The following is a 17649-nucleotide window of genomic DNA, read 5'->3' on the forward strand; positions in this document are numbered from 1 at the left end:
GCGAGGCGATTGCGTGTCGTTACGGCAACTATTGCGGGAAATCGTTCAAATTCGCTGCTTTGGATTGGTGAAATCGTCAGGGAGTAGGTGTTAGCTCGCTGGCTTGCCATCAAAATGCTGGAGAACAGCGTGAGGGCAGGCAGGCAAGGGGCATCAAAGGGGTTTGATCGCATGAAAAACACTGTTCTCATGGCAGCAGCATTGGTAGCGATGCTGTTCGGTTCGTCGTTCGAGGGCCGGGCGGCCAGCCTGGTCGCGAACATTGATATTTCCTCACAGACGATGACGGTAAGATACGGGCTTTCGTATTACCGGTGGAGCGTTTCCACCGCCCGCAAAGGCTACATCACGCCGCGCGGCAGCTATCGTCCGCAGCGGACGGCCAGGATGTGGTATTCGCGCAAATACGATATGTCGCCGATGCCCTATTCGGTGTTCTTCCGCGGCGGCTATGCCATCCACGGCACCGGTGCCGTCCGGCAATTGGGGCGCCCGGCATCGCATGGCTGTGTGCGCCTCCACCCCAGCAACGCCGCGGCCTTCTATTCGATGGTGCGCAAAGCCGGCTTCGGCAACACGCGGATCCTGGTGACGAATTAGGCCTGTCACTGGGCCCGAAAATAAAAAACCCGCCGGAGCGGCAGGTTCGTCGGCGCCAAGTAGCACCATACCGAAGTTAGTAGCATAGCTGCCGGTACAAAGCAAGAACAAAATACGTCAGTAGCGGAAAATGTTTGCTATGATTTCCGCTCAGGCGGCTTTGTCGCGCAATTTCAACGGCCGCCGCTTTCTGCGCTTGCTGATCTCCCAGCGCTTGTGGAACCACATCCACTGGCCAGGGTCTTCGCGCACCCAGCGCTCGACCACATCGTTGAGAAGCTGAGTGGTGGCGGGGACGTCGACATTGCCGCCTGCGGTGCGCGGCAAGGTGAGCTTGTCCTCGATCTCGAGCCGGAAACGATTGTTCGGCAGGCGCACGCAGCGCGCCGGATAGACATCGCAGTCATAGTGCCGCGCCAGGGTGCCGAGAACCCGGTTGCTCTCGCAGGGGCGGCCGAAGAACGTCGTTTCGAGCCCGCCCGTGAATTTCTGGTCGACCAGCACGCCGATATTGCCGCCTTTCTCGAGGACGGCCGCAAGCGCGAACGAGGCGCCGGTCGAAGACGGCAGCAGCGATCCCATGCTCGAGCGGCGGGTCGAGAGGATGTAATCGGCTAGGTAAGGATTGTTGGGCGGGCGAAACAGTGCCGTGATGTTCATGCCGAAAGTGGCGGCCGCGACAGGCAGCAGCTCGAAATTGCCGAGATGCCCGGTAAAGACGATATGCGGCTTGTCCTCGCCGGCGATGCGCACGAAATGCTGCTCGCCCTTGACCTCGACGCGGCCCGGCTTTGTCGCAGCGGGATCATAGTCGAATAGGGCATCGAGGAAGATATATTCGGCGGCGAGGCGAGCCATGTTGCCCCACATATCGGAAGCGATCGCCTCGATCTCGGCATCGCTTTTTTCCGGATAGGCCTTGCGCAGATTGTCGACAGCAACTTGATGGCGCTGCACCCAAGGGCCGATGCGGCGGGCGGCGCGGTCGGCGAAATTGAGCGCCCGGTCGGGCGGCAGCAGCCGCAGCGCGGAGATGATGATCATCGCAACCCGCGCGACCAGCCAGTAGTTGAACTGGCGAAGCCGCCTGCCATAGCGGAATCCCAGGTCCCTGCGGATCTTCCTGAAAGCGTTGCCGATCATTCTCAGCCGACGCGCAGGATGATCTTGCCGAACACGTCGCGGCCCTCCATGCGCTTCAGCGCGGCATCGATGCCGTCGAAACCGACCTCGGTGTCGATCACCGGCGCCACCAGACCTGCCGCCATCTTCTGCATGGCGTCGGCCATGTTTTCCATGCGGCAGCCGAACGAGCCGAGCAGCTTCAGCTGCTGCTGGAACAATTGCATCAAATTGATCTGCGTCGACACGCCGGAGGTCGAGCCGCAGGTGACGAGCCGTCCGCCGCGTTTCAGGCACAGCATCGAAGCGGCAAAGGTGTCGGCGCCGACATGCTCGAACACCACGTCAACGCCCCTCTTCTTCGTCAGCTTGCGCACGACGCCTTCGAAGCGGTCGTCGCGGTAATTGATGACGTGGTCGGCGCCGAGCGCCTTGGCCTTGTCGATCTTTTCGTTCGAGCCGACGGTGGTGATGACCGTGCAGCCCATCTTCTTGGCCAGCTGAATGGCGGCTGAGCCGATGCCGGAGCCGCCGGCATGGACCAGTATCGTCTCGCCGGGCTGCAGCCGGGCATTGTCGAACAGCATATGCTCGACCGTGCCGAAGGTAACCGGCGCCACCGCCGCGCCGATCTCGCTCACGCCGGGCGGCGCGGGGACCAGAAGGCGCGCCGGCAGGTTGATCTTTTCCTGCGCAAAGCCGTCGAGATGGAAGCCGTGCACGCCCGAAACATGCTCGCAGAGATTGTCGCGGCCTTCGCGGCAGGCGCGGCAAAGACCGCAGGTGCGGGCACCGTAGATCGACACCAATTGCCCGGGCACAAGGCTGGAAACGCCGGGGCCGACCGCCTCGACCTCGCCGGAAGCCTCGGCGCCGACGACCAGCGGCAGCTTGCGCTTGGCAAAAGCCATGCCGCGCCAGCCCCAGACGTCGATGTGGTTCAGCGCCACGGCCTTGATGCGCAGCGTCACCTCGCCGAGCGAAGGCGGCGGCGGTGGTGGCAGGTCCACCGTTTCAAGCCGGCGATCCTCGATAAGTTGCAATGCGCGCATGCCAGATCCCAGGTTGCGCATGACCCGAGAACCGTTTCGGAAAGGACCATGCGCACGACAACAGTGCTAGAGCGGAACGGTCGCTTAGACCGGTTCCCGCGCCATGACAAGGCAGGTGTTCTGGCCGCCGAAGCCGAAGGAGTTCGACAGGACCGTGCCGACCTCGGCGTTGCGCTTGGTGTTCGGCACCACGTCGAGCACGATCGCCGGGTCGGGATTGTCGTAGTTGATGGTCGGCGGAATGACGCTTTCGCGCATCGTCATCAGCGAAAATGCAGCCTCGACGGCACCGGCTGCCGATAGGGTATGGCCGATCATCGACTTGTTCGACGAGACCGGCATTGACGAGATACGCTCGCCGAACACCGTCGACAGCGACAAATGCTCCATCTTGTCGTTTTCGGGCGTCGAGGTGCCATGGGCGTTGACATAATCGATCCCGTCCTCGCTCAGGCCGGCATCGGCAAGGGCGGCGCGCACCGCCGCGATCGCCGGCGAACCGTCCGGCTTGGAGCGGGTGCGATGGAAGTCGTCGGCCTTTTCGCCGCAGCCGCGCAATATGCCGAGAATGGTGGCGCCGCGGGCAAGTGCTGCCTCCAGCGATTCCAGCACAAGGGCGCCCGAGCCTTCGGCCAGCACGAAGCCGTCGCGATCCTTGGAGAACGGCTTGGATGCCTTTTCGGGGATGTCGTTATGGGTGGAGAGCGCCGACAGAAGCGAGAAGCGGATCAGCGCCTCCGCGGTTGCCGATCCGTCGGCGCCGATCGACAGCGCCCGGTCGCATTCGCCGCGGCGGATCGCCTCGACGCCGAGCTGGATGGCCGTGGCGCCCGAGGCGCAGGCGGTCGACAGCGTGATCGGCAGGCCGCGCGTGCCGAAACGATCGGCAAGCCGGTCGGCGATCGAACCGAACTGAGTGGTCTCGAAAATGTCGAGTTCCCTCAGGCCGCGCGCCACCCGCAGGAGCCTCTCTGCACCGGTATCGTGCGTGTCGGAATTGTAGAGCGAAAAGCGCTCGCTCCAGTCGAGTTCGACCGGCGGCGAAGCGAGGAAAAGCGGTCCGCCGAAATCGCCGGCATCGAGGCCCGCCTCCGACATCGCTTCCTGGGCGGCGGTTTCGGCAAGCTCATAGGTGAGGAGACTGGCGCCCTTGGAACTCGACGGCAGGAAATCGACCATGCCGGAGATGCGGGTGTTGAGATGATCGACCGGGAAGCGGGTGATCGGATGGATGCCGGATTTGCCTGACGTAAGTGCCGCCCAATTGTCGGCCTTGCCGACACCGAGCGAGGTCACCACGCCGATGCCAGTGACGGCGACGATCGGCCTGCCCATGTGGTCGTTCAGATTGGCCATTTGTTGTCCAAAAACCTGTTTCTCTTGGAGCATCGGATCGCCCGAAAACCGTGTCACACTTTCGGTGCGATGCTCTAGGCGGCTTTGATCAGCGCCATGCCCTCGAATTGGTGATAGCCGATCGCCGTTGCAAGGACGGTCTTCGGGACGCCGGCAAACGGTTTTTCGACTGTGGCGTCGAAGACAGGGTAGGCGGCCTCGCGGTCGACAGCCAGGGCCGCCAGCGCGACGGCGAAGGGGAACTGCGCTTCCTTCATGTGGCCGGTGAGCGTCGAAAAGCCGCGTGCGGCGATCGCCGGATTGGCCTCGAGCGCCGATTTCTCGGCGGCGGTCGCGGCATGGGCGCCCGAAGCGCCGGAGATCGCCAGCAACTCGCCGTCCGGCAATGCGGCTTGCTTCAGCAGCATGGCGATCTCTCCATCGAGTTCGCCCCGCCGGCGCCTGGCGCGACCGGACAGGACCGGGCCAAGTTCCGCATAGATCTTCCGGCCACGGCTTGTCGCGTGCTCGCGCTGCTCCAGGACGAGAAACGCGCCGCCGGATCCGGTCACCACGCCGCCGCCCTCGGCACCTTGCCTCTGCCAGACCGGCCGCCACGGACCGCGATGCAGGTAGCCGGCCAGTTCATAGCCGAGCAGCATGTCGGAATGTTCGGTCTGGAAAGCGCCGCCGACCAGTATATGCGTCGACTGACCGGAACGGATGCGCGCGGCCGCGGTCTCGACGGCGGCGACGCCCGCACCTTCCTCGCCCATGAAGGTGCGCGACGACCCCGTCACCTTGTGGACAATCGAGATGTTGCCGGCGAGCAGGTTGGAAAGCTGTGCCAGAAACAGCGTCGGGCGCAATTCCGTGGTCAGCTTCTCGTTGAGCAGCACGTCGCGGTCATTGCGGCTTTCCGATGCCGCGAGAATGGCCGCGTCGACCGCTTCGTCGCGCTCGCCGCCGCCGGCGGCCACCACCATGTCCATGGTCGCGCAGAGTTCGTCATTGCCCTTGATGCCGGCATCATCGAGCGCAAGGCCGGCCGCATAGGTGCCGAGCCTCTGCCAGGTCTCCATCTGCCGCTGGTCGCCACGCTTGGAGATCTGCAGGTTCCAGTCGACCTCCGGCAGCGGGTGGACTGTATAGGGCGAGAAGCGCGAGGCCTCCAGAACCGGCTCAAGGCGCGGCTGGACGAGCTTTTGCCAATGCGCATCCGGACCCTCGCCCAGCGACGAGACTAGGCCGATGCCTGATATGACGACGTCGTGGGGGTTCATGGGCGGCTGTTCGGGTGAAGGCGCGTCAAGCGCTGTGCTTACGTGGCGTTCTTGGCGGCGACGAGCGCGTCGATCTTGGCGCACAGGTTCTTCATGACGAAATAGTCGTCGGTCGACGCCTTGCCGTCATTGACCTCCTGCGTCCACTTTTCCAGCGGCACCTTGATGCCGAATTCCTTGTCGATGGCAAAGACGATGTCGAGGAAGTCGAGGCTGTCGATGCCGAGATCGTCGATGGTGTGGCTTTCGGGCGTGATCGTCTCGATGTCGATCTCGCTGGTGTCGGCGATGATCTTGGCGACTTTGTCGAACGTGGTGGACAAGGGCTTTTCCTTCGATTGCGGGCGGAATCTGTCCGCATGTGTTTTGGGCTGTCTAATCGGTTTTTCCGGGCAGGAAAAGGCCTGATGCGCCGGCGGCAACTGGGATTGCTGTTCTGGCAGAGCAATAGGGGTCGCTGGCAACCCCTCCCGGCGATATGCCGAAACCGTCCCATCTCTGGTCATTGCGTGTACCAATGTACCACGAAGATCTATGACCATAGAACGCGTGCAGACCGGGTGCGCCTGGAAAAACGATTGGTGAAGGTGCTCAAGGCCTTGGCTAAGCATGGCGACATGAGCATGGGTGGGCGGCTGGCGCACCGCATCCGCTATGTTCGCGTTACGCCGGATTCGCGTGTCGGATTGTCGAGGTGGCCTGCCGACCGACCACTAACGGAGGCACGGAGGCGTCGATTACCTATGCGTTCACTGCCTGAGCCCGGCAGGACCATCGTATCTGTCCGAACTGACGGAGGACGCGTTCGCGGACATGATCGAGGGATGGAAGCTCCATGTCGACGCTTGGCTGGTAGCGGTGAAAATCTGACGCCGGGTAACTTGAACGAATTGCCACCAACGGTGGAATGTTACCTTCGTCTCGTAGATGGGAACGAGCAAGTAGCGGACAAAGCGGTCGCTCAGTGAGTTTTCCTTCGTTCTGTGCCTTGATGGGACAATTCTTCGCCGCTGATCGGAGCAACACCCGTGGTCATGCATTCCTTCCACATCCACATCCCGGATGAACAGATCGAGTACCTCCAGCGTCGTATCCAAGCGACAAGATGGCCGTCGTCGATCTTCGCATACGGATGGGAGGACGGTACTGACGTTGATTTCCTCAGAAAGCTTTCACGTTACTGGGAATACGATTTCAGGTGGCGCGATCACGAAAAACGTCTGAACCTGTTGCCTCAGTTTAGGGTCACGATAGACGGGTGCGACATCCATTTCGTTCACCAGAAAGGAAAGGGGTCATCGCCCTTGCCGTTGATCCTCACTCATGGCTGGCCCGGCTCCTTCGCCGAGTTCGAGCATGTCATTCCGCTGCTCACGGAACCTGCCAAATACGGCGGGGATGCCGATGACGCCTTCGATGTCGTCGCACCGTCGCTTCCGGGTTTCGGCTTCTCGTCCCCGCCGCGTCAAGCCGGCGTTAGCTCAAAGCATGTCGCGAAGCTGTGGCGGGGGCTGATGCGCGAACTGGGATATGATCGCTTCGCCGCACAAGGTGGCGACATCGGCGCCGGCGTCTCGACCTGGCTCGCTCAGCTTTACCCGGAGGACCTTATCGGATTGCACCTGAATTACATTCCGGGCAGTTTCCGCCCGACCCTCGGTCGCGACGACCCACCTGTCACGCCGGAGGAGAAGGCATTCCTCGACAGTGCGGCGAATTTCGCCGCGACGGAGGGGGCCTACGCTTTTCTGCAGGGGACCAAGCCCCAGACGCTAGCCTTTGCACTGACAGATTCCCCAATCGGGCTAGCCGCATGGATTGCCGAGAAGTTCCGCAGTTGGAGCGACTGCGAAGGCGAACTCGAACGCGCCATCCCTCTAGACACGCTGCTTACCGACATCTCGCTCTACTGGTTCGGTAACACGATCGAGGCCTCGCTCCGGATTTACAAAGAGAACCGGCTCTGCCCCCTGATCTTCGGGCCAAGGGAGCGAATAACACCGCCCCTCGGCGTTGCAGTCTTCCCCCGAGAGCTCCCTATGCCACCTCGCTCCTGGGTCGAACGAGTCTTCCGTGTCGAGCGCTGGACCGACATGCCGAAAGGAGGACATTTCGCGGCGATTGAGCAACCCGAACTCCTGGTCGAGGACATCCGGGCCTTTTTTCGGCCGCTGAGGCTCCGGCCGGCAAAGTAGAGGACGAAAACCTCGCCCGTTGTCACGGCTCGGAAGGCCTAATGAGACGTACCATCGCATTCGCTTTCGTTGAAAGCGCTCGTTGGTCCTGACTAAGGGTCAATGTCGACCTTGGACTCGATCAAGACCTCATCGCGGGTCGGAACCGGTATTCCGCTTAAGGTACCAAACGCTAGATTTCACTACTAGCGAACGCTTCAACCGGCTCCGGCGCAGTCAGAAAGTGACGCGGCCGAGTACTCGCAGGCCGTCGCCCTGCGGCTCGACGACCACCGCCTCGCCTTCACGCGGCGAGATCCCGGTCAATTCCTGGATGTTTTCGAGATGCGTGACCATGACCAGATTGTCGGAGCCGGAATAGCCGCGGATCTCGGCAAGGATCGCGGCAATTTGGTCGGCCTTTTCCTTTTCGTCGGTCTTCAGCAGGTCAAGCGGTGCGAACGGCTCCGGCTCGCTTTCGAAAGCGATGCGGGCGGTCTCAAGGCAGCGGCAATAGCGGCTGGACAGCACGCGCTCGACCGGTGCGGCGCGGGCGCCAAACAGCGCGCCGATCTTGCGCGCCTGTTGCTTGCCGCGCTCAGAGAGATTGACCTGGGTCGCGCATTTGCCGAGGTCGAAATTGGCCGCATCGGTGGTGCCGGTGACCATGGCATGGCGAAGCAGGACCACATGCCCGCCGTCGCGGAGCAGCGCCCAGCCGGCTTCCGTCGCATGGGCTGTGGCGGAAACGGCAAGCAACAGCAGCGCCAGCACAAATCGAAGCATCAGACATCCTTTCGGGTGACCGGCAGGCAGGTCCCCGGTGACCGGCATATAGGGACGGCAAAGCCGGCTGAAAGACAAGCCGAGTGCAACCTGCGGCCGAGACGCCTATTTCTTCGCTATCTGCTTCTTCACCAGATCGATCTTGCGGTCGGTCAGCGGGATGGGGAGTGTGTAGCCGGCTTCGGTAAAGCCTTGCTTGGCGTTCTCGAAGAATTCGATCGCCTTTTGGTATTCGGCATTGCCGCCGCCATAGCTGCCGCGGTTCCAGTGGACGTCGCCGAGATTGTTCTGCTCGAAGGCCCATTGCATCGGCTGGCCTTCGCGGGTGAAGACCTTGAGCGTCGCCTCGAAGGCGGCTTCGGCGTCGTCCAGATATCTGCCGGTCCGTTCGAGATTGCCGAGATTGATCAGGCTCATGCCGATGCCGTTCTGCGCGTTTGCCCAATCGACGGGGGAGGTCTCGAAGGTCAGCACCTGTAGCGCCGCCCGGCGCGCGGCGATAGAAGCGGCCAGTTTGCCGGGATCGGCCTCGCTCATGCTCAGCCATTGCAGCGCCGAGCCGAGGCCGGCCTGCGCCAGCGCCCATTGCCGCGGCGTCGTCTCGCGCTTGTATTCGCGCAGTGCATCGCGATAGGCCTCGATCGCGTCTTCGTAGTGCACCGGCTTGTCGGTCACGCCGCCGAGCAGTTGCAGCGTGTTGCCGAGATTATAGTGGGTCATCGCCCAGTCGAGCGGAAAGCCCTTCTTGGTATAGACGCGCCGTGCCGCCCGGTATGCGGCGGCCGATTGCTCAAGCCTGGCAGCATCGCGGGTGCGCTGGCCGAGCGTCTGGTAGATCGAGCCGAGATTGTTCTCAGCGGAAGCCCAATCCATCGGAAAGCGCTGGCGGGTGAAGATGGTCAGCGCATCGCCGTAGGCGGCAGCCGCCTCTTCGAGCAGGCCGGTGCCGAGATCGAAACGAGCAGCACTGCTCAGCGCGTTGCCGAGATTAAGGCGGCTGGTCGCCCAGGAGACCGGAAAGGTGGCGCGGGTGCGGATCTTGAGCGCAGCGCGAAAGGCATCGGCCGCTTCGTCGATTTTCGCCTTGTCGTTGCGTTGCGTGCCGAGAGACACCAGCGTGTTGCCCAGATTGTTCTGAAGCATCGCCCACTGAACGGGTGCTTTTTCGCGCGTGTACTCTTCAAGCGCCAGCCGGTAGGCAGTCTCGGCCTCGGTCAGGCGCTCGCCATTCGGTTCCCGTTCCGAAAGCGCATAAAGCGCAAGGCCGAGATTGTTTTGCGAGGCGGCCCAGTCCAGCGGGACTTTGTCCCGCGGACGCTTCTCCAGCGTGGCGCGCATCGCCACCACCGCCTCGTTCAGGCGTTTCGGGTCGCTCTCGCGCTCGCCGATCTTAAGCAGCACATTGGCCAGGTTGTTCTGGGCGGCGGCCCAGTTGAGGTCGTCCTTCTCGCGCTCGAACACGACAAGCGAATCGCGAAAGATCTTCGCTGCCTCTTCCAGCCGGTCGGTTTCGCGCTCGCGCTCGCCGATCGTCTGCAGCACCACCGCCATGTTGTTGCGGGTGATCGCCCAGTCGCGGTTCTGCTCGCCATTGGGGATGAAATTCAGGATGACGCGGTAGGCGTCGATGGCGCGCTGCAGCGCTTGCCTGTCGCCGGTGGCATTGCCATGGGCATTCAGCGCTTCCGCCTCCTGGTTCTTGTAGTTCCAGCGCAGTCTGTCGTCCCATTTCTCGACCAGCGAGAAGGCCTTGCCGTAATCGTTGGCGGCCGACAGATAGTCGAAGACCAGCGCCGAAGCGTCGGCGCGCCTGGTATAAATCGCCGCGTCGGCAAGACGTTTTTGCCTGACCAATTCCTCCGCCTGGTCGACGGCGCCGCTGGCCTGCTCGACCCGGCCCACCGCTTGGTCGAGGAAGTTGCGCGCGGTGACGATGGCGCCCTGGCCTATGGCCTTGTCGGCCGAGGCGACGAGGCGGCTTATCTCGGGGTCGTCGGTGCGCAGCGCGTCGCGCTCGGAAATCATCTTCTTCAGGCGCTCGGCCTGGGCGTCGAGCAGCTTTTGCAGGTCGGTGGGGTCTTCCGGCATCTTTTCGGTGCCGAGCGCCTTCAGCACGCCATAAAGCGCGTCGAGCGGCACGCCGTCCTGCAGCGAGGCCAGTTCCACCTGTGCCCGCTTGGGGTCCGGCAACTCGGCAATCGTCAGCAGCAATTGCCGCCGCTCGCCGGTGATCAGCCCGTCGTCGCCGGTCGGTTCCTGCGGTGCTACGCCGAAATAGAGCAGCCGGCGCAGGCTTTCATTGACCCATGGCCGCTGCTTTGCCTTGGTGTCGAGATAGACCTCCTCGGTCACCATGCGCATGACCGAGCCGAACTCCGTGCCCTTCATCGCCGCGAGATGGCGCAGAAGTGCCGCTGCGTAGGGGCTGTTTTCGCCGACGATACCGTCGAGTGCCGGCCGCCCCGGCTCGGCGGCAAAGCCGATCACCGTTCCCAGATTTTCCGTCGCGGTCGCGTCCGCCAGTGCCTTGGCGCCGCGCACCGGCTCCAGTCCGCCGGCGCCGATCGGCGAGGCCGAGGCCGTGGGCGTCCGGCGCAGCACCGCGTCCGCCGGAAACGGGTTGGTGCGGCAGGCATCGAGCAGCATGATCGTTACCGGCACGGTCGTCTTCAATTCGTCCATGACGGCGGAGATCGGCACCAGGGCCTGATCGGCGTCCTTCAATGAAGAAACGTCGGCGTCGACCGGCACGAGATAGTTTTCGCCGCCGGCCTCGATGCCGTGGCCGGAATAGTAGATCAAGGCGACGTCGGCGTCCTCGGCATCCTCGGCGAAACGCTCGAGATCACGCTTCAGCTTTGCCGCGTCGCGGTCGGTGACGCTGCGCGCGTCGAAGCCGAGATCGGTCAGCAACTTGGCGATGTCGCGGGCGTCGTTGGCGGGGTTGGGAAGAGCCGTTATGTGCCGGTATTTCGACTGGCCGACGATCAGCGCCACGCCCTTGAGGCTTGCTGGCTCCGCGGCATGAGTCGAGGTCACCACGAGACAGAGCAGGGCGGCGACGAAAGCCGTCAGCCACGCCTGCTTGAAGAAGTGCTGATTTCCGACAAGGCCCATTCGCCGCGTGTCCCCCGACAACCCTGTATAGCGCTGCCATCCAACCATGAGCAAATTCGGGCAAGATCCGAGCGGCCGGATTGTTGGCTGGTACATTCGCGAGGGAAGGGCGATTGCGCCGCGATCAGGGCTCGCCTATCACGGCAAAAATGTCTCCGCTTACCGAAACCGTCCTCTTCGTCTTCAGTCTCGTCGGGCTCGGCTATCTTGCCGGGTTGACCGGCTATTTGAAGCCGGCGAGCGGCGAGGGCGTATCCGAATTCGCCATCAACGTGGCAATGCCGCTTTTGCTGTTCCAGACCATGATAAAGGCGGATTTCCACGGCGTGGCGCCGTGGTCGCTGTGGGGCGCCTATTTCGCAGCGGTGGCGCTTACCTGGGCTGCCGGCCATCTGGTCATTACGCGCATCTTCGGACGAGACGCACGCGCCGGCGTCGTCGGCGGCGTGTCGTCGTCCTATTCCAATGTCGTCCTGCTCGGTGCTCCCTTCATCATCGGCGTGTTCGGCCCGGCCGGGTTCGAAGTGCTGTCGCTGCTGGTTTCCATTCACCTGCCGGTGATGATGATGGCCTCGATCATCCTGTTCGAAATGTTCGGCCGCGGCGGCAGCGAGCCTGTGCATCCGCTCCGCGTCATCACGAGCTTTCTCAGGAGGGTATTCATCAACCCGCTGATCATCGGCATACTGGCCGGGCTCGCGTGGCGCTTCACCGGTACGCCGCTGCCAGCGCTTGCGACGCGGTTGAGCGACGCGCTGGCCGGCACGGCCGCCCCGGTGGCGCTGTTTGCCATGGGGCTAAGCCTGCGCCGTTTCGGTATTTCCGGCAATGTCCGCCCGGCGCTGGCGCTGTCGGCGCTGAAACTGTTCCTGATGCCAGCACTGGTTCTTTGCCTGGTCTGGCTGATCGGCCTGCCGCCATTGACCGCCAAAGTGGCGGTCATGGTTGCGGCGTTGCCGTCCGGCATCAATTCCTATCTCATTGCCGTGCAGTTCAACACCGGCCAGGCGCTGGCATCGAACCAGATGACCATCGCCACCGCCAGTGCGGTCGTGACCACTGCGTTTTGGCTGACAGTGGTCGTCCATATTTTTGGATAGGAGCCCGGCGGGATCGCTCTCGCTTTGGCTGGCCTAAACCCTATATGCCATCTTGTGATTGCTTGCGGGGCTTGCCCTGGGCTAAGAGCAGTGGCTCTAGCGATGCTATCGCGCACGTCCATTCACGAAATCAGCGACCGGCCCGCCAGGTGCCGAACGGAGGCGAGATCATGCTTCAGAAAACCAGCCATTTCATGCGGCAGGCCAATCTCATCAATGGCGAATGGGTGCAGGCCGATTCAGGCCAGACGGTCGACGTCAACAACCCTGCCACCGGCCTCAAGATCGGCACCGTGCCGAAGTCGGGCAAGGCCGAGACCCGCCGCGCCATCGAGGCCGCCGACGCTGCCTTCAAGACATGGCGCAAGACCACCGCGCTCGAACGCTCGAAGCTGTTGCGCAAGCTGCACGACGCGATGATGGACAATCAGGACGTGCTGGCCGAACTGCTGACCATCGAGCAGGGCAAGTCGCTGTTCGAATCGAAGGGCGAGATCGGCTCGGCCGCGTCCTACATATTGTGGTTCGCCGAAGAGGGCCGCCGCACCTATGGCGACGTCGTTCCGTCACCCTGGGCGGACCGCCGCATCCTGGTGACCAAGGAGTCGGTCGGCGTCATCGCCGCCATCACGCCATGGAATTTTCCATCCTCGATGCTGGCCCGCAAGCTCGGCCCGGCGCTTGCCGCCGGCTGCACGGCCGTGGTCAAGCCGGCGTCGCAGACGCCTTATTCCGGGCTTGCCTGGGGCGCGCTTGCCGAAGAAGTCGGCTTCCCCAAAGGCGTGATCAACATCCTGACCGGCGCCGCCGGCGAGATCGGCGACGAGATCTGTGCCAATCCGCTGGTCAAGAAGATCACCTTCACCGGCTCGACCGAGGTCGGCAAGATCCTGATCCAGAAGTCGTCGGTGACCGTCAAGAAAGTGTCGATGGAGCTCGGCGGCAATGCGCCGTTCATCGTTTTCGACGACGCCGATCTCGATCGGGCCGTCGCTGGCGCCATCACCGCCAAATACCGCAATTCCGGCCAGACCTGCGTCTGCACCAACCGCTTCCTGGTGCAGGCCGGCATCTATGACCGGTTCGTCGAAAAGCTGGCTACTGCGAGCAACGGGCTGAAGGTCGGTTCCGGCCTCGAAGACGGTGTCCAGCAGGGACCGCTGATCGATGAGAAGGCGGTGGAGAAGGTCGAGGAGCTGATTGCCGACGCTACTGCCAAAGGCGGCAAGATCGTCGCCGGCGGCAAGCGCCACGCGCTCGGCGGCTCGTTCTTCCAGCCGACGGTGATCGCCAATGCCACGCCGAAGATGCGCTTCATGAAGGAAGAAATCTTTGGCCCGGTGGCGCCGGTGTTCAAGTTCGAGACCGAGGAAGAGGCCGTAGGACTCGCCAACGATACCGAGTTCGGGCTGGCCGCCTATTTCTACACCGGCGATCTCGGCCGCGCCTTCCGGGTCATGGAAGGGTTGAAATACGGCATGGTCGGGGTCAATGAAGGGCTCATCACCACGCCTGAGGCGCCGTTCGGCGGCGTCAAGGAATCGGGCCTCGGCAAGGAAGGCGGCCATCAGGGCATCGAGGATTATCTCGACACCAAATATGTCTGCATCGGCGGACTTGGTCTCTAGAAGCCTCATACGGTAATACCGAAAACGATCCTGGGCCGCTTCGGAAAGGCCAGGCTGGCGTCGATCGAGCAACGAACTTGCGAGCATGGCGATGAAGGACGGCGAGGTTTTCGGCACGACGCAGGCGGGCGAGGAAGTCCGCCGTTTCACCATCCGTGGCGGCGGCCTTACCGCCAACATTATCGGCCTGGGCGCGATCATCCAGGATCTGCACCTGGCCGGGCACGAGGCGCCATTGGTGCTCGGGTATGATCGTTTCCAGTACTATGAGACGGATAAGGCCTTCTTCGGCACTGTCGTCGGGCGCTACGCCAACCGTATCCGCGACGGCCGCTTTACGCTTGCCGGCAAACGCTACCAGACCGAGCGCAATTTCCTCGAAAAGCATACGCTGCATGGCGGTTCGCAAGGTTTTTCGCGACGAGCCTGGGCGGTTTCGCTGCATGGCAGGGATTTTGTCACGCTGACCCTGCATGACCCCGACGGCACGATGGGCTTTCCCGGCGCGCTCGACGTGACCTGCACCTACCGGCTGAAGATCCCCGGCACGCTCAGCATCGAACTGACCGCCACCTGCGAGGAGCCGACGCTCTGCAACCTCACCCAGCATTCCTATTTCAACCTGGATGACGGCGGCGCCGGCGACATTCTCGACCACCGGCTGATGCTGAATGCCGGCGCCTATATTCCTGTCGACGCCGATTTGATTCCGACAGGCACGGTCAAGCCGGTCGACGGCACACCTTTCGACTTTCGCCAGGCGCGGCCGCTGCGCATGGAGACCGAGGGCGAACAGCTCCCCTACGACCAGAATTTCTGCCTTGCCTCGACGCGCGGGCCGCTGAAGCAGGCATCATGGGCGCAAGGCGCGAATTCCGGCGTCGAGATGGAGCTCTGGACCACCGAGCCGGGCGTCCAGCTCTATACCGGCCAGTATCTGGCGCCGTCTTCGCCTGGTTTGGGCGGCCGCCAGTACAAGCCTTTTTCAGGCTTCTGCCTGGAACCGCAAATCTGGCCGGATGCGCCCAACCGGCCGTATTTCCCGCAAGCCACGCTGTGGCCGGGCCAGATCTACCATCACGTGACGGAATACCGGTTTAGGCTGCCTTAGGGCATGACCCCCGGAAACCGGCATGGTTTTGCTGCGCTGACCTCCGGTTCGGAAAGGATCATGCAAATTCAAAGTGTTATAGCGTCCTTTGCGCGTCCAATGACGCGCGGCGCTCTGGAGTCAAAACGCAATCACTCTGAACGACCGACTTCGAACCCTCTCGGACCTTTGACGCCGAGAGCCCTGACGACGCAAGTTGACCCTGAGCTGCCCTTCGTCAGCCCATTTCACTGCGCGATAGCCGACATTCGCGGCACTCGGCACTGACCCCTTGCTGACCTTCTCCAAGACCAGCCCCAAGCGCAAGTCGTGGCCCCAGTGGGGACAATCGACAGGCGCGATCACCCTATGTAGCTGCTTGGCGATCGAGCCTCGAAGTCAACCTGATAGACTTTTGAAATGGGCGGCATAAAATTCGCTTTTCTGCTTTCAATGAAAGCAACGCGAAATGGCCGAAGAACGCGCCCAACGCCGCCTTGCCGCCATATTGGCTGCCGACGTGGTGGGCTACAGTCGACTTCTGGACCTGGACGAGCAAGGAACGTTGGCCGCTTTAAGGAGGACGAGGAAGGAAATCCTCGAACCACTCGTCCGCGACCGTCATGGCCGTATTGTGAAAGTGATGGGTGATGGCGTTCTGGTCGAGTTCGGAAGCGCGGTGAACGCCGTGTCATGCGCCGTGGACCTTCAGAAGCGGATGGCGGCCGCAAACGAGGGTGTGACCGCCGACCGGAGAATCTACCTGCATATCGGCATCAATCTGGGCGATGTCGTTGTCGAGGACGGCGATCTGTTCGGCGACGGCGTCATTGTCGCAGTGCGGCTCCAGGCAATGGCCGGGGCAGGAGATGTCTGTGTGTCCGGCAGCGTCTACGACCAAGTCAAGCGGAAGCTCGATTGCGGCTTCGACGAACTTGGTCCGCAAGCGATCAAGAACGTCACCGAACCAGTGTCTGTCTACCGGATCCGGCTGTCGACCGCATCGGACGATGGCGGGCTCGCGGAGAAAGCGCCTCTGCAGCTCCCCGCCAAGCCCTCCATTGCCGTCCTGCCCTTTACGAACATGAGCAATGATCCGGAGCAGGAGGCATTTGTCGATGGCCTCACCGAAGACTTGATCACGGATCTGTCGAGGACAAGCGAGTTGTTCGTCATCGCCAGCAACTCGGCATTTGCATACAAAGGCAGGCACGTGGATGTGCGTCGCATCGCGCGAGAACTGGGAGTTCGCCATCTTCTTGAAGGTAGTGCACGGCGGGCCGCTGGACGGGTGCGTATCAACGCCCAACTGATCGACGCGATCGCGGGTGACCACCTTTGGGCCGAAAGATTCGACCGGAGCCTAGAAGATATCTTCGCCGTTCAGGACGAGGTGACCGGCAAGATTGTCGAGGCTCTGGTTGGCCGCCTGACCACCGCGCCGGCGCGCAACAGACCGAGCAACCTGGAGGCCTATGATCTCTGTGTGCGTGCCCGGGCCCTTGGCCTGCAAACGGCGCTCACCGCGAAAGAGGCCATTTTGCTGCTGAACCGGGCAATCGCGCTCGACCCGGAATACGCGGAGGCGCACCGTTGGCTGGCGCTCAACCTCTGGCTGGGCTGGGAGTTCTGGGACGAACCGATGGACCCCAACCGCGCAAGAGCGCTCGCCGAAGCACAGCTGGCGGTCGAACTCGACCCGAACGACGCCGGGAACAGATGGGTATTGGGCGTCATACTGGGACATGAGAGTCGCTGGGTGGAATCGGATGCCGAATTCGATGCTGCCCACGAGCTGGACCCCAACCACGCCGACGCTTGGGCGATGCGGGCCGAGTTGACGACTGAAAAGGGGCGACCTGCCGAAGCCATAGAGCAGGTCCGCAGGGCACTGCGACTCAACCCTCACCCGCCCGGTTGGTATTACTGGATGTTGGGCCAGGCCCAATATGCCATGGGCGACTACGAATCCGCGATCCAAACGCTGCGCAGGCCCGAAACCTATCGCACGACTTCACGACGCCTGCTTGCAGCAAGCCTTGCGCAACTTGGCCGTTTGGAGGAAGCGCGCTGGGAGGCGAAAATGTTCATGATAAGCAATCCGCACTTCACTATCCGGCACTGGTCGGATTCGCAGCCATTCCCAGCCGAAGACGTGCGCCGGCATATCGTGGAAGGTTATCGCATGGCGGGGCTGCCAGAATGACTGTCATTGGTTATACCTTCGGCCTGCTGTCGACAGGCGTCCCAAGGCTGCCGCAGCAGCGAACATTTTGGTCTTCTGACGGAACGAAATTCGCCATATCGTGCGTTTGTTTCGCCTCATGGTGTGCTTGAACATGGCCAGTGAAGACTTTCGGCA

At 62.5% G+C, this 17649-nt stretch carries 13 protein-coding genes; 6 read left to right on the forward strand and 7 right to left on the reverse strand.

Annotated elements, in window-relative coordinates; translation table 11 throughout:
* Positions 1-171: 171 nt before the first annotated feature.
* Positions 172-600 carry a L,D-transpeptidase gene (locus tag NKH71_RS02695; protein WP_023719972.1) on the forward strand — a complete coding sequence of 143 codons (429 nt, stop codon included), beginning with the start codon at positions 172-174 and terminating at the stop codon, positions 598-600.
* Between the two features lie 150 nt (positions 601-750).
* On the opposite strand, the gene NKH71_RS02700 is transcribed toward NKH71_RS02695, so the two are convergent.
* The 5 genes from NKH71_RS02700 to NKH71_RS02720 all read right to left on the reverse strand — a co-directional run bounded on the left by NKH71_RS02700 (position 751) and on the right by NKH71_RS02720 (position 5715).
* A complete protein-coding gene (locus NKH71_RS02700; RefSeq protein WP_352640463.1) occupies positions 751-1743 on the reverse strand; it encodes a lipid A biosynthesis lauroyl acyltransferase in 993 nt (330 codons plus the stop codon).
* A gap of 2 nt (positions 1744-1745) precedes the next feature.
* Positions 1746-2774 carry a zinc-binding dehydrogenase gene (locus NKH71_RS02705; protein WP_352640462.1) on the reverse strand — a complete coding sequence of 343 codons (1029 nt, stop codon included), beginning with the start codon at positions 2772-2774 and terminating at the stop codon, positions 1746-1748.
* Between the two features lie 84 nt (positions 2775-2858).
* The gene (locus tag NKH71_RS02710; RefSeq protein ID WP_023719975.1) at positions 2859-4130 is read right to left on the reverse strand and encodes a beta-ketoacyl-ACP synthase; all 1272 of its coding nucleotides are present in this window, start codon (positions 4128-4130) and stop codon (positions 2859-2861) included.
* Positions 4131-4204: 74 nt separating this feature from the next.
* Entirely contained in the window at positions 4205-5392 is a 1188-nt protein-coding gene (locus NKH71_RS02715; RefSeq protein ID WP_352495968.1) for a beta-ketoacyl-ACP synthase, read from the reverse strand.
* 38 nt (positions 5393-5430) lie between these two features.
* On the reverse strand, positions 5431-5715 hold the full coding sequence (locus NKH71_RS02720; RefSeq protein ID WP_023719977.1) for an acyl carrier protein: 285 nt from the start codon (positions 5713-5715) through the stop codon (positions 5431-5433).
* A gap of 711 nt (positions 5716-6426) precedes the next feature.
* On the opposite strand from NKH71_RS02720, the gene NKH71_RS02725 reads away from it, so the two are divergent.
* A complete protein-coding gene (locus tag NKH71_RS02725) occupies positions 6427-7587 on the forward strand; it encodes an epoxide hydrolase family protein (RefSeq protein ID WP_352791380.1) in 1161 nt (386 codons plus the stop codon).
* A gap of 216 nt (positions 7588-7803) precedes the next feature.
* On the opposite strand, the gene NKH71_RS02730 is transcribed toward NKH71_RS02725, so the two are convergent.
* Both NKH71_RS02730 and NKH71_RS02735 read right to left on the reverse strand, forming a co-directional pair.
* Positions 7804-8352 carry a histidine phosphatase family protein gene (locus NKH71_RS02730; RefSeq protein ID WP_352495969.1) on the reverse strand — a complete coding sequence of 183 codons (549 nt, stop codon included), beginning with the start codon at positions 8350-8352 and terminating at the stop codon, positions 7804-7806.
* 105 nt (positions 8353-8457) lie between these two features.
* On the reverse strand, positions 8458-11469 hold the full coding sequence (locus tag NKH71_RS02735) for a caspase family protein (RefSeq protein ID WP_023719980.1): 3012 nt from the start codon (positions 11467-11469) through the stop codon (positions 8458-8460).
* 149 nt (positions 11470-11618) lie between these two features.
* Between NKH71_RS02735 and NKH71_RS02740 the strand changes: the two genes are divergently transcribed.
* From NKH71_RS02740 to NKH71_RS02755, 4 genes are all read left to right on the forward strand, one after another.
* Positions 11619-12569 (forward strand): AEC family transporter, encoded by a 951-nt coding sequence (locus NKH71_RS02740; RefSeq protein ID WP_352495988.1) that lies wholly within the window; start codon positions 11619-11621, stop codon positions 12567-12569.
* A 170-nt stretch (positions 12570-12739) separates the two neighbouring features.
* Positions 12740-14197, forward strand: coding sequence for an NAD-dependent succinate-semialdehyde dehydrogenase (locus tag NKH71_RS02745; RefSeq protein ID WP_352640456.1), 1458 nt, complete (start codon positions 12740-12742; stop codon positions 14195-14197).
* An 85-nt stretch (positions 14198-14282) separates the two neighbouring features.
* Positions 14283-15308 carry an aldose epimerase family protein gene (locus NKH71_RS02750; protein ID WP_023719983.1) on the forward strand — a complete coding sequence of 342 codons (1026 nt, stop codon included), beginning with the start codon at positions 14283-14285 and terminating at the stop codon, positions 15306-15308.
* A 448-nt stretch (positions 15309-15756) separates the two neighbouring features.
* Complete coding sequence (locus tag NKH71_RS02755; RefSeq protein ID WP_023719984.1) at positions 15757-17493, forward strand: adenylate/guanylate cyclase domain-containing protein; 1737 nt, start codon at positions 15757-15759, stop codon at positions 17491-17493.
* The last annotated feature ends 156 nt before the right edge of the window (positions 17494-17649 follow it).

This window comes from Mesorhizobium sp. M0983, assembly GCF_040318975.1.
In the GTDB taxonomy this organism is placed as follows: domain Bacteria; phylum Pseudomonadota; class Alphaproteobacteria; order Rhizobiales; family Rhizobiaceae; genus Mesorhizobium.

What these genes read in the sequence shown, in the direction of transcription:
- NKH71_RS02700 (WP_352640463.1), bottom strand. Translation starts at nt 1,743, where the DNA reads ATGATCGGCAACGCTTTCAGGAAGATCCGCAGGGACCTGGGATTCCGC.
- NKH71_RS02695 (WP_023719972.1), top strand. Translation starts at nt 172, where the DNA reads ATGAAAAACACTGTTCTCATGGCAGCAGCATTGGTAGCGATGCTGTTC.
- NKH71_RS02730 (WP_352495969.1), bottom strand. Translation starts at nt 8,352, where the DNA reads ATGCTTCGATTTGTGCTGGCGCTGCTGTTGCTTGCCGTTTCCGCCACA.
- NKH71_RS02710 (WP_023719975.1), bottom strand. Translation starts at nt 4,130, where the DNA reads ATGGCCAATCTGAACGACCACATGGGCAGGCCGATCGTCGCCGTCACT.
- NKH71_RS02705 (WP_352640462.1), bottom strand. Translation starts at nt 2,774, where the DNA reads ATGCGCGCATTGCAACTTATCGAGGATCGCCGGCTTGAAACGGTGGAC.
- NKH71_RS02725 (WP_352791380.1), top strand. Translation starts at nt 6,427, where the DNA reads ATGCATTCCTTCCACATCCACATCCCGGATGAACAGATCGAGTACCTC.
- NKH71_RS02735 (WP_023719980.1), bottom strand. Translation starts at nt 11,469, where the DNA reads ATGGGCCTTGTCGGAAATCAGCACTTCTTCAAGCAGGCGTGGCTGACG.
- NKH71_RS02755 (WP_023719984.1), top strand. Translation starts at nt 15,757, where the DNA reads ATGGCCGAAGAACGCGCCCAACGCCGCCTTGCCGCCATATTGGCTGCC.
- NKH71_RS02750 (WP_023719983.1), top strand. Translation starts at nt 14,283, where the DNA reads ATGGCGATGAAGGACGGCGAGGTTTTCGGCACGACGCAGGCGGGCGAG.
- NKH71_RS02715 (WP_352495968.1), bottom strand. Translation starts at nt 5,392, where the DNA reads ATGAACCCCCACGACGTCGTCATATCAGGCATCGGCCTAGTCTCGTCG.
- NKH71_RS02745 (WP_352640456.1), top strand. Translation starts at nt 12,740, where the DNA reads ATGCTTCAGAAAACCAGCCATTTCATGCGGCAGGCCAATCTCATCAAT.
- NKH71_RS02740 (WP_352495988.1), top strand. Translation starts at nt 11,619, where the DNA reads ATGTCTCCGCTTACCGAAACCGTCCTCTTCGTCTTCAGTCTCGTCGGG.